General features: G+C 69.6%; 11 protein-coding genes and 3 pseudogenes. 10 read left to right on the top strand and 4 right to left on the bottom strand.

Features of this window, described 5'->3' with window-relative positions; genetic code table 11:
- From ACP4J3_RS36195 to ACP4J3_RS36240, 10 genes and pseudogenes are all read left to right on the top strand, one after another.
- Nucleotides 1-1,377: an SRPBCC family protein gene (locus tag ACP4J3_RS36195; protein WP_426540555.1), complete on the top strand. Its 1,377-nt coding sequence runs from the start codon at nt 1-3 to the stop codon at nt 1,375-1,377.
- A complete protein-coding gene (locus tag ACP4J3_RS36200) occupies nt 1,374-1,709 on the top strand; it encodes a non-heme iron oxygenase ferredoxin subunit (protein WP_426540556.1) in 336 nt (111 codons plus the stop codon). The genes ACP4J3_RS36195 and ACP4J3_RS36200 overlap by 4 nt, the downstream gene beginning before the upstream one ends.
- Nucleotides 1,706-2,902 (top strand): NAD(P)/FAD-dependent oxidoreductase, encoded by a 1,197-nt coding sequence (locus tag ACP4J3_RS36205; protein ID WP_426540557.1) that lies wholly within the window; start codon nt 1,706-1,708, stop codon nt 2,900-2,902. The genes ACP4J3_RS36200 and ACP4J3_RS36205 overlap by 4 nt, the downstream gene beginning before the upstream one ends.
- A 102-nt stretch (nt 2,903-3,004) precedes the next feature.
- A complete protein-coding gene (locus tag ACP4J3_RS36210) occupies nt 3,005-3,580 on the top strand; it encodes a 3-phenylpropionate/cinnamic acid dioxygenase subunit beta (protein WP_426540558.1) in 576 nt (191 codons plus the stop codon).
- A gap of 39 nt (nt 3,581-3,619) precedes the next feature.
- The gene (locus tag ACP4J3_RS36215) at nt 3,620-4,447 is read left to right on the top strand and encodes an alpha/beta fold hydrolase (protein WP_426540559.1); all 828 of its coding nucleotides are present in this window, start codon (nt 3,620-3,622) and stop codon (nt 4,445-4,447) included.
- Nucleotides 4,444-5,280, top strand: a complete 837-nt coding sequence (hcaB, locus tag ACP4J3_RS36220) for a 3-(cis-5,6-dihydroxycyclohexa-1,3-dien-1-yl)propanoate dehydrogenase (protein ID WP_426540560.1) — start codon at nt 4,444-4,446, stop codon at nt 5,278-5,280. The genes ACP4J3_RS36215 and hcaB overlap by 4 nt, the downstream gene beginning before the upstream one ends.
- A 53-nt stretch (nt 5,281-5,333) precedes the next feature.
- A complete protein-coding gene (locus tag ACP4J3_RS36225; protein WP_426540561.1) occupies nt 5,334-6,944 on the top strand; it encodes a long-chain-fatty-acid--CoA ligase in 1,611 nt (536 codons plus the stop codon).
- A 2-nt stretch (nt 6,945-6,946) separates the two neighbouring features.
- Nucleotides 6,947-7,393, top strand: a complete 447-nt coding sequence (locus tag ACP4J3_RS36230; RefSeq protein ID WP_426540562.1) for a hypothetical protein — start codon at nt 6,947-6,949, stop codon at nt 7,391-7,393.
- A 405-nt stretch (nt 7,394-7,798) separates the two neighbouring features.
- Nucleotides 7,799-8,098, top strand: a pseudogene (locus ACP4J3_RS36235) (alpha/beta hydrolase domain-containing protein); the annotation flags it as partial.
- A 184-nt stretch (nt 8,099-8,282) separates the two neighbouring features.
- Nucleotides 8,283-8,885 (top strand): hypothetical protein, encoded by a 603-nt coding sequence (locus ACP4J3_RS36240; RefSeq protein ID WP_426540566.1) that lies wholly within the window; start codon nt 8,283-8,285, stop codon nt 8,883-8,885.
- A gap of 4 nt (nt 8,886-8,889) precedes the next feature.
- Here ACP4J3_RS36240 and ACP4J3_RS36245 read toward each other — a convergent pair.
- The 4 genes and pseudogenes from ACP4J3_RS36245 to ACP4J3_RS36260 all read right to left on the bottom strand — a co-directional run.
- Nucleotides 8,890-8,976: pseudogene (locus ACP4J3_RS36245) on the bottom strand (ABC transporter ATP-binding protein); the annotation flags it as partial.
- 18 nt (nt 8,977-8,994) lie between these two features.
- Complete coding sequence (locus tag ACP4J3_RS36250; protein ID WP_426540567.1) at nt 8,995-9,774, bottom strand: ABC transporter substrate-binding protein; 780 nt, start codon at nt 9,772-9,774, stop codon at nt 8,995-8,997.
- Between the two features lie 193 nt (nt 9,775-9,967).
- Nucleotides 9,968-10,426: an RrF2 family transcriptional regulator gene (locus ACP4J3_RS36255; RefSeq protein ID WP_426540563.1), complete on the bottom strand. Its 459-nt coding sequence runs from the start codon at nt 10,424-10,426 to the stop codon at nt 9,968-9,970.
- Nucleotides 10,427-10,529: 103 nt separating this feature from the next.
- A pseudogene (locus tag ACP4J3_RS36260) lies at nt 10,530-10,874 on the bottom strand (TauD/TfdA dioxygenase family protein); the annotation flags it as partial.
- Nucleotides 10,875-10,951 lie beyond the last annotated feature (77 nt).

Below are 10,951 nucleotides of genomic sequence, written 5' to 3' on the forward strand. Positions count from 1 at the left end.
ATGACCTCGACGATCGAACCCCAGGGCCCGGCCGCGCCAGCGGCCACCCCGGCCCCGCGCGGGGCGCTGCGGCGCCCGGCGGACCTGGCGCGGAACATCGACGTCTCCGGGCTCGTGGACACCGAGGGCGGACTGCTGGACCGGGTGATCTTCACCGACCAGGAGCTGTACCGCCAGGAACTGCGTCGCGTCTTCGCGCCGAGCTGGCTGTTCCTCGCGCACACCGACCAGTTCCACAAGCCCGGCGACTTCTTCACGACGTACATGGGCGAGGACCCGGTCATCGTGACGCTGGACCGGGACCGGCGGATCCGCGCCTACCTCAACTCCTGCCGCCACCGGGGTGCCCGCGTGTGCCGCGCCGACTTCGGCACCACCCGCAACTTCACCTGCACCTACCACGGTTGGTCCTACAACCTGGACGGCTCCCTGGTCAGCGTGCCCAACAAGGACGGCTACCCGGAGTCCTTCGAGACGGGGCAGTGGGGTCTTGTCGAGGTCCCGTACGTGCAGACGTACCACGGGCTGGTCTTCGGCACCTGGAACCCCGACCCGGTCCCGCTGCGGGAGTCGCTCGGCGACATGGCCTGGTACATGGACGCGATGCTCGACCACGACGACGAGGGGACGGTCGTCGTCGGCGGAGTCCACAAGTGGGTCCTGGAAGGCAACTGGAAGCTGGCCGCCGAGCAGTTCGCCACCGACTGGTACCACGTCAACATGAGTCACGCCTCGGCGCTCATGGCCCTCTCGCCGTCCGGCAAGAAGCCCAAGGACGAGGTCGTGCACCGCACCGGCCGCCAGTATGTGGACCCGAACGGGCACGGCGCCGGCTTCCCGGTCCATCCCAAGAACCGCTTCGACGCCCAGACCGTGCACAAGTGGACGGACTACGACGCGTTGCGGGAGCGGCTCGGCGAGGCCCGCGTCGAGGGACCGCTGACCAACGGACACGCCACCGTCTTCCCCAACTTCTCCTATCTGCCGGTCAACGGATCCATCCGGATCTGGCACCCCAAGGGCCCCGACAAGATGGAGGTCTGGGCCTGGACCATCGTCGACAAGTCCATGCCCGAAGAAGTCCGTGAGGCCCAACGGCTGTACAACCTGCGGACGTTCGGACCGAGCGGCATCTTCGAGCAGGACGATGGCGAGAACTGGAGCGAGGTCCAGGCCATCTCGCACGGCTTCATCACAGGCGGCGTCGCCCTCAACTACCAGATGGGCATGGGCAGCGAACGCGAGGACGGCCGCCACCCCGGCACCACCAGCGAGCTGTACAGCGACGCCGCCGGCCGTGCCTTCTACGGCCGCTGGCGCGAGCTGATGAACACCCCCGCCTGGCACGAGGCTCGGCACGAGGAGAAGCACCCATGAGCAACGGGATCCGTGTCGCCGCCCTGGACGACATCCCCCAGGGCGAGGGCATCGCCGTCGACAAGGCGGTCACCGGCACCGCCGACGACATCGCCCTGCTGCGCGACACCGACGACAGCGTCTACGCGCTCGACGACACCTGCACCCACGAGACCGCCTCGCTGGCCGAGGGCTGGGTCGAGGACGGGTACGTCGAATGCCCGCTGCACTCCAGCAGGTTCTGCCTGAAGAGCGGCGAGGTCCAGGGCCTGCCCGCGACGAAGAACGTCTGCCCGCACCGGGTCGAGGTCCGTGACGGCGATGTCTACCTGTTCCCCGGGGAGAGCCCGTGACCGAGCGTGTGGTGATCGTGGGCGGCGGCATCGCCGGAGTCAGCACGGCTGCCTCGCTGCGTGCCCAGGGCTTCGGCGGCGAAGTCATCCTCGTCGACGCCGGGGAGTTCCCGTACGACAGGCCGCCCCTGTCGAAGGACTTCCTGACCGGCACCAAGGACATCAAGCAGATCGCTCTCCAGCCGGCCCAGTGGTACGACGACCAACACGTACGCCTGATCAACCGGACCACAGTGACCGCACTGAGGCCCCGGGACGGCGCCGTCGAGCTCACGGGCGGACAACTCATCCCCGCCGACCGTGTCGTGCTCGCGACGGGGGGTGGCGCCGCCCGCCCGCCGATCCCGGGCCTCGCAGACCCGCGCGTCCATGTGCTGCGCACGGCGGACGACGCGGACCGGCTGCGGCTGTCCTTGACACCCGGCGCCCGCGTGCTGGTCGTCGGCGCCGGTCTCATCGGGGCCGAGGTCGCCTCGACCGCCGTACGCCTGGGCTGCGAGGTCGTTCTCGTCGACCCGGTCGGCGTGCCGCTGGCCGCCGCGCTCGGCCCCGAACTGGCCGCCTGGCTCCACGCGTTGCACGACCGGCACCGGGTCACCACCGTGCGGGCCACCGTGGAGTCCTTCACCAACCGGCCCGAGGGCATCGAGGCCGTCGTCGACGGCGTCGCGGGGGTCCACGACGCGGTGGTGCTCGGCGTCGGCATGGTGCCCTCCACCGAACTGGCCGAGGCCGCAGGCCTCGAGGTGGACCGCGGGATCCTCGTCGACGAACGGCAGGTCACCTCGAACCCGGCGGTGCTCGCCGTCGGCGACCCCGCCCGTCTGCGCGGAGTGCCGCGCACCGAGCACTGGGAGGCGGCCCAGCAGGACGGCGCGAGAGCGGCGGCCACCATCCTCGGCACCCCGGCACCGGTTCCCACCGCGCCCTGGTTCTGGACCGACCGACATGGTCGCCACATCGAGGCCGTCGGGCACATGGAAGCGGCTGCGCACACCGTCATCAGGGGCTCCTTCGACGACCCGACGTTCTCCGTCTTCGGTCTGAGGGACGGCCTGGTCGTCGCGGGCGCCTCGGTCGACGACCCGTCCGCCGTCAGGGCCGCCCGTCGGCTGATCGACCGCCGCATCCCCGTCGTGGCGGACCGCCTGGCAGACCCGGCGGTGAACCTGCGCGGCCTGCTGCGCGGCTGAACCGGCCGGGCGTGCGACTGAAGTGCACCTGGCGTGCGGCCGCTGTTCCGCCTGGCGGCACAGTCCGTTTCACCCGGGTCCTAGAAGGGATCGAATGACACCGTGAGCACAGCGACCGAGCAGATCCGGTCACGCGCGGGGGCACGCGCCGACCGTGACACCCACTTCGAGGTCGAGCAGTTCTACTACGAGGAGGCCGCCCTCCTCGACGACGGCCGCTATGCCGACTGGCTCGACCTGCTCGCCGACGACCTCGACTACTGGATGCCCACCCGCAGCAACCGGCTGCGCCGGCAGCAGGCGCTGTCCGTGGCCGCGCGGGGCGAGGCGGCCTTCTACGACGAGAGCAAGGAGAGCCTGGCCTGGCGCATCCGCCGGTTCGACTCCGGGATGGCCTGGGCCGAGGACCCGCCCTCGCGGACCCGGCATCTGATCAGCAACGTGATGGTCAGCCACGTCGACCCCGCCGAGCACGAGGGGTTCACCGCGGACGACCTGTGGGTGCGGTCGGCGTTTCTCGTCTACCGCAACCGGTTGGAGCGCGAGGAGAACGTCTTCGCCGGCGGCCGCACGGACGTCCTGCGGCGCCTTGAGGACGGCGGACTGAGGGTGGCCCGCCGGACGATCCTCCTCGACCAGAACATCCTCCTGGCGAAGAACATCTCGACCTTTTTCTGAGAGGAACGCGCTGTGACCGTTGACCTGAAACACCATCAAGTGACCACGTCACTCGGCGAGATCGCCGTGGCCGAGGTCGGAGAAGGCCCCGTGCTGGTGATGCTGCACGGCGGCGGCCCCGGCGCCTCCGGCGTCAGCAACTACCGCCAGAACCTCCCAGCGCTGGCCGAGCACTTCCGTGTGATCCTGCCCGACCAGCCGGGTTTCGGGGGTAGTTACCGACCTACGGCCGAGGATCTGGGCGAGCGCTCCATCACCGAGATCACCGTGGACGCCCTCTACCAGACCCTCGACGCGCTCGGCATCGACACCTTCCACCTGCTGGGCAACAGCCTCGGCGGCGGCGCCGCCATCGCCATGGCCCAGCAGCGCCCGGAGCGCGTCACCCGGCTCGTGCTGATGGCCCCCGGCGGCGGCTGGCTGCCCTTCGGCCCCACGCCCACCGAGGGCCAGAAGGAGATGTTCCGCTACTACAACGGCGGCGGACCCAGCGAGAAGAAGATGGCCGCCTTCATCCGCACCATGGTCTACGACCACAAGCAGTTCGGCGAGGACGTCGTCCGCGCACGCTACGAGTCCTCCCTCGACGAGAGCCACATCGCCTTCTACCACCTCTACAACGCGGCCTTCGCCCAGCGCGGCGGCATGGACCCCCTCTGGCGCGACCTGCACAAGATCAAGGCGCCGACCCTGCTGCTGTGGGGCCGCGATGACCGGACGATCACTCTCGAAGGCGCCCAGCTGATGCTCAAGCAGATCCGCGACGTGCAGCTGCACGTGTTCGGCAAGTGCGGCCACTGGGTCCAGCTGGAGCGCCAGCGGGAGTTCGACACGCTGGTCACCGGTTTCCTCGGGGAGCGGGCATGAGCGACGGCTGGCTGGACGGAAACGCCGCCCTGATCACCGGCGGCGGTACCGGCATCGGCCGGGCGGTCGCCGAACGCTTCCTCGCCGAGGGCGCCTCGGTCACCATCATGGGGCGCCGCAAGGAGCAGCTGGACGAGGTCGCGGCCGTCGCCTCCGACCCGTCCCGCGTCCACACCGTCGCCGGGGACGTGCGCGACACCGAGAGCCTGCACGCCGCCGTCGCCGAGACCGTCGACCGCTTCGGCAAGCTCGACACCCTCGTCGCGAACGCCGGCGTGTGGGACTACCAGCGCCAGCTCACCCGGCTCAGCGGCGCGGAACTGGGCACGGCCTTCGACGAGATCTTCTCGATCAACGTCAAGGGCTACGTCCTCGCGGCGGAGGCGGCCTGGCGCGAGCTGGTCAAGACGCGCGGAAGCATCGTCATGACGCTCTCCAACGCCTCCTTCTACGTCAACGGCGGTGGCCCCCTCTACACCGCGAGCAAACACGCCTGCCTGGGCCTGATGCGCGAACTCGCCTACGAACTCGCCCCGAAGGTCCGCGTCAACGGCGTGGCCTGCGGCGGCATGAACACCGACCTGCGCGGGCCCGAGGGACTGGGCCTGGCCGACCGGTCGATCTCGGCGTCCTTCGCGAAGAAGGGCCCGGACACCCCGCCGCCCCCCATCCCGCTGCACGACTCCAGCACGGATCCACGCGACTTCACCGGCTCCTACGTGCTGCTCGCCTCCCGTGCCCAGAGCGGTCCGATCACCGGACACGCGATCAATGCCGACGGAGGCATAGGCGTACGCGGGTTCGCCACCGCCGCCGGCGGCGACCACCTCTGACGCCCCTTTCACCCTCCGACTCCCACCATTCGACGCTCGACGAGGAGCCGCTCGTGACCCCGCCTTCCGCCGCCAGAGCCACGACCCCACACCCACGCAACTCAGGCCTGCGGGTCGACCTCAACCTGGCCGCCGCCGTCGCGCGCAACGCCCGCTACCAGGGCGACAGTGTCGTCATCAGCTACCCGGGCGGAGACCTCACCTACGCCGAACTCGACGACAGGGCCGCCCGTCTGGCCACCGTCCTGGCCGACGGCGGCATCGGTGACGGCGACCGAGTCGCCTACCTCGGCCTCAACAGCAGCTCCTTCCTCGTCACGCTGCTGGCCGCCCACCGGCTGGGAGTCGTCTTCGTCCCGGTCAACTTCCGGTTGGCCGAAGCCGAGTTGGAGGCCGTCCTCGTCCGCAGCGGCGCCACCGCTCTCGTCTGCGAGGAAGGGCACCGCGAAGCCGTCGACAAGGTGCGCGCAAGGACCGCGCTCGCCCGCTTCCTCCTGGTGGACGACGACCCCGAGGCGCCGGCCGACACGGGCACCGCGGGCTGGGAACCCTGGGCAGCCCTCCTCACAGCCGCCGCCCCCTCGTCCTCCATCGCCGCCAAGTCCGCCGACGACCCGGCGATCCTGATGTTCACCTCCGGCACCACGGGCACGCCCAAGGGCGTCGTCCTGACCCACGGCAACGTCTTCTGGAACGCGGTGAACGTCGAACTCCGCCTCGACACCCGCCGCGGTGACGTCACGTATGCCGCCGCACCCCTCTTCCACATCGGCGCCCTGAACAGCTTCGTGCTCCGCACACTGGTGCGCGGCGGCATGGTGGTGATCAGACGTGGGTTCGACCCGAAGGCGTGTCTCGACGACCTGGTCACCCACAAGGTCAACTCCATGTTCGGCGTGGCCCAGATGTTCGCCGCCCTCGCACGCCAACCAGGCCTGTTCGAACAGGACCTGAGCCACCTGCGGTCGATCGTGGTCGCCGGCGCACCGGTGCCGCCCTCGCTCATCGAGCTCTACGCCGAGCACGGCATACTGCTCCAGCAGGCGTGGGGCCTGACCGAGACGGCGCCGTTTGCCACGCACCTGCCCGTCGAGCGCACCCTGGACAAGATCGGCTCCGCGGGCATCCCCATGCCGTTCACCGAGGTCCGGGTTGTCGACGCGGCCAGCAACGCCCCTCTGAAGCCCGGTGAACCGGGAGAGATCGTCGTCCGGGGCCCCAACGTCACCGCCGGGTACTGGAACAACCCGGAGGCGAACAGCGCCGCGTTCGACGAGGAGGGCTGGTTTCACTCGGGCGACATCGGCTACCTCGACGAGGACGGCTGCCTGTACATCGTCGACCGACTCAAGGACATGATCATCAGCGGAGGTGAGAACGTCTACCCGGCGGAGGTCGAGCGCGTGCTGGCCTCCATGCCCGGTGTGGTCGACGTCGCGGTCGTCGGTGTGCCCGACGAGCAGTGGGGCGAGACCGTGGCGGCCGTCATCAGCCTCGACGGCACGACGGAGATCACACTGGAGGCCGTACACGCGTACGCGGCGGGGAAACTGGCCCGCTACAAGCTGCCCCGGAGCCTGAAGCTCGTGCCCACCGTCCCGAGGAACGCCTCCGGAAAGCTGGACAAGGTCAGCATCCGACGCCTGGCCGACGAGGGGAACTGACGATGCTCACGGTGCCGGCCCTGCCCCCGCTCGATGTTCCAGGCCCCTGGCGGACCACGGTGGAGTCGTGGACACGTTTCGCGGGCCGTCTGCGTCTGCGCGGATCGGACGGCACCGAGGCGGTCGTCGGCCTGGAACGCTGCGCGGCCGGCAGGCTCCGTGAGGCCTACCCGGTCGGTGCCCGCGACGTGGAACTTCTCGTCGACTCCGGCACGCCGGAGGTTCTCCGGTCCCTCCTGCACGCTGTCCGCGCGGCGGACCCCGACTGCCGCCGGGTGGTCCACGCCGTGCCGGAGGGCGACCGGACGTCCGTTGAGGCCGCGGAGGCCGTCGGCTTCCGGTACGCCGTCGACGTCGATCTCCAGGACCAGCAGCTGAGCCTGCTGGTGGCCGAACCCGACTGGGTCACCGCCACCGACATGGACCTGGATCGCGTACCAGGGAGCTGACGGGGCCTCGGTCCTCCTCGGCGCTCCTCTGTTCTCCTTGAGAAAGCGCTGCGCGATCGGCAGCCCGCAGGATGTTGTCGTCGAGGCTCTCCACCAGCGGGTGCAGGGCCACTCCGCTGACTGCCGCGATGAAGCAAGCGCGCCTTCGCCTCCTCACAGCCACCGGCGGCCACAGCTTCGCCTCGCGCGGGCCGAGGACGCCGACGCACGGTCAACGCCATCGCCCGGCTCGCCGCCGTGGTCCGGCCATTCGCTAGCCTTGGCGTCGCCACCGCGACCCACGACGCCGACCCCGACATCGGGAGTTGCTCCGGACCGGGAGTGGCCTTCGCGATGACCGGCGGCACCCTCCGCTGCCAGCAGGGCTTCTGAGGAACCGGACCCGGCTCCCCGGCCGTCGCGAAGGACGACCCGCGCCAGAGGGTCCGCGACCTCGACGTCCCGGTCATCGTGCTGCTCACCGGATCCCAGGAGGAGTCCCGCCGCCGCCCGGACGGCCCCAACTACCCTGTCTACGAGGTCGCGGGCGCCTCCACGGCCGCCCCGCGCGCGGTCCGCGCCTACGGCCAGACCCTGGAGGCCTTTCTCACCACCGGTCCCTTCGCCTGCGACTACGACGTCAGCCGCTTCCCCTTCAAGCAGGCCTTCCAGTCCTCGCTGGCCCGTCTGGAGGACTGGTCCGGCCTCAGGCGCCCGGCACGATGAGCAGCACGGAGACCAGCACGGCGATGCCGTACGGGGTGGACCGCAGCAGCGCACCGAGGGTCACGCCCCACACCCCAATCGCTGCTGGAGGCCCGCTCGGTCCACCCGGGCCGCATCGCCTTCGCCCGGACGCGAAGGACAACAGCGGTGTCGACGGCTGTGGTCGTGGCATCTTGGCCGAGTGATGCGTGGAGAAGAAGAGGAGTGGCTGGCGACTCAGCGTCCGTCGCGTGTGCGCGAGGTACAGGCCGGTCGATTGGCCTGGACCGAGATTGACCTGATCGACATCGAGGGCGGGTTCGCGCATCCGTTGCGTGACGGGCTGGAAGTCTTCGGTGTCCATGTGAACTATCTGCGGGTCGGTCAGCCTCGCCACCTGGTGGCCGCGCTGGACGGCACCAGACCGATCGCACCGTATGTGATCTTGTCCTGTCATGGCGACGATGGACGCATCCTGATGGAAGATGTCGCCGAGGAGCTGGCCAGATTCCAGCCGTTCAATGGTGCCATTGGGCCGGACCGAGTACGCGAACATTTCCAGCTGCCAGGCAGCGTCACTCTCGTCACCGGCTGCGACACGGGGGAGCCTGCGCTCGCCGACGCCTTCCTAGACGCCGGTGCCAGCATCTATATCGCCCCTCGGGGCGCCCCGTTCGGCTATGCGAGCGTGTTCGCCCCGTTGTTCTTCTTCTACGAGCTCACCGAACAGCGCACCCCGATGGAGGCCGTCGAACGCCTGCGCGCGCACGACGACGAACTTGCCATGTGGCAGCTCTATCGACGCTGACCTGCAAGCGGCTCATCGCGCAGCCGATGACGAACTCGCCGGGTGCGACATCGAGTGTGATGTCGTCCAGTACGAGTGGTCGTGGCCATGGGCGTCACCTCCTGGGAACTCATCGGGTCCGGTTGGTCGTTACCTCGTCCTCGCCCTCGGCCTTGAGGACGTTGTTGAGGGGTGCGAGGTCGTAGATGCCCTTCAGGTCGGGCTGCTCCAGCAGACCGGCCTTGACGGCGTGTTCGGCCTGGGTGTCGAGGGTGGCGGCCAGTGGGTCGTCGAGGAAGGTGTTGGACGTCCAGGCCGGGTCGATGACGTCGGCGGGCAGATCCTTGCCCGACAGCTTCTTCAACGCCGTGTTGGCGGAGGCCTTGGCCTTGTCCGGGTTGGCGTTGATCCACTCGTTGGTCTTCACCGAGCCGCGCAGCACGGCCTCGACGACGTCCGGGTGTTCCTTCAGGAAGCTCTGCGACACGATGATGTTCGTGATCACGAACTTTCCGTCCGGCCACAGCGTCGACTCGTCGAGCAGGACCTTCGCACCCTCGGAGATGAGCTTGGATGCGGTCGGCTCGGGTACCCAGGCGCCGTCGATGGAGCCGGACTTGTAGGCGTCCGGGGTGATCTTGTTGTCCGTGCGGACGACGGAGACGTCGCCCTTGCCGCTCTCCGCGTCGACCATCCAGCCTTTCTCCGCGATCCAGTTGAGGAACGCGACGTCCTGCGTGTTGCCGTGCTGCGGGGCGGCGATCTTCTTGCCGATCTTCACCTCGTCGGCGGGGAGCTTCTTGGCGTCCGCCGCGACCTCGGTCTGCTTGTCGTCATTGGTGGCGTCGGATCCGTAGCCGCAGGCGGTGAGCAGGAGGGGGAGCGTCGCGATGAGGGTGAGGCTGCGCAGGGTGGTGAGCGGTCTTGCGGCAGACGCGGAGGTGTCCTCTCAGGGAAGGGCGTTCAGGGAGTTACGGCAAGGGAGCCGCAGCGGTGGGGGCGTGCGGGGTGCGCGGGGAGTCTCAGACGAGCCGACAGGGGATGTTCATATGGTGGACGCAGCTATCTCGCCTTTTGGGGCCTTCGGTCGATGGTCCAGCGTGTCAGGGGTTTACCCAGGCTTTCGGGGCGTCCGTCAGTGCGGCTACATAAGCGGGCAGTTGAGCCGATGCGACGTCGGCGAGCGACACGCCTTCAAGGATCTCGCGCACGTTGGACCGCAGCGCGATCCACAGGGGGAGCAGTGACTCGGCGGGGCCGGTGTAGGACAGGTCCGGCGGGCGGACCCCGCGCACCGAGACCAGCGGTCCGTCCACGGTGCGGATGACGTCGGCGATGCTGATGGACTCGGCGGGCCTGGCCAGCCGGTAGCCGCCGTTACCGCCGCGCTGGCTGAGGACGAGGCCGCCCCGGCGCATGTCGTTCAGGATGCTTTCGAGGAACTTGTGCGGGATGTCCTGCGCGTCGGCGATGGCCTCGGCCTTCAGCGGCCCGTCGCTCCGTGACGCGGCGAGTTGCAGCGCGGCACGTACCGCGTAGTCCGCCCTGGCTGAGATCCGCATGCGCCCATTATCCCGTACGGCTTCGGTCGGCATCCGCTGCGGACGGGCCGCCGGGCGGAAGCGGATGCCCCTGCCCGGCGGCCGCGCGTGGCGGGTGCGGTGCTCAGGCCGCGGCGGGGGTGTGGTGGGAGGTGCCGTCGCCCTCGATGATGACTCCGGCCGGGGCGTCGCCCGCGACGGTCACCCGGTGCGGCAGGCGCGGCAGGTCGCCGTAGTCGTCCGGGGCGTAGTGCTGGGTGATGCGGTTGTCGAACAGGACGAGGTCGCCCGGCGTCCAGGCCACCCGCACGATGTTCTCCGGGCGGGTGACGTACGACTGGAAGATGCGCAGCAGCTCGCGGGAGTCGGAGCGGCCGAGGCCGACGATGCCCTGGGCGAAGCCGCCGATGAACAGCCCGCGTTCCCCGGTCTCCGGGTGGACGCGGACGACGGGGTGGGCGGTGCGGTACTAGGGCGTGTATCGAGTCGTGATCAATCTGCGGGATTCGCTGTCGTGGCGGGTTCTGGACCGGTAGGCCTTCTTGC

The organism is Streptomyces sp. UG1, assembly GCF_049974585.1.
Taxonomy (GTDB): domain Bacteria; phylum Actinomycetota; class Actinomycetes; order Streptomycetales; family Streptomycetaceae; genus Streptomyces.

Coding starts and splice junctions, on each gene's coding strand:
- hcaB (WP_426540560.1), top strand. CDS start 4,444: ATGAGCGACGGCTGGCTGGACGGAAACGCCGCCCTGATCACCGGCGGC.
- ACP4J3_RS36230 (WP_426540562.1), top strand. CDS start 6,947: ATGCTCACGGTGCCGGCCCTGCCCCCGCTCGATGTTCCAGGCCCCTGG.
- ACP4J3_RS36200 (WP_426540556.1), top strand. CDS start 1,374: ATGAGCAACGGGATCCGTGTCGCCGCCCTGGACGACATCCCCCAGGGC.
- ACP4J3_RS36255 (WP_426540563.1), bottom strand. CDS start 10,426: ATGCGGATCTCAGCCAGGGCGGACTACGCGGTACGTGCCGCGCTGCAA.
- ACP4J3_RS36195 (WP_426540555.1), top strand. CDS start 1: ATGACCTCGACGATCGAACCCCAGGGCCCGGCCGCGCCAGCGGCCACC.
- ACP4J3_RS36240 (WP_426540566.1), top strand. CDS start 8,283: ATGCGTGGAGAAGAAGAGGAGTGGCTGGCGACTCAGCGTCCGTCGCGT.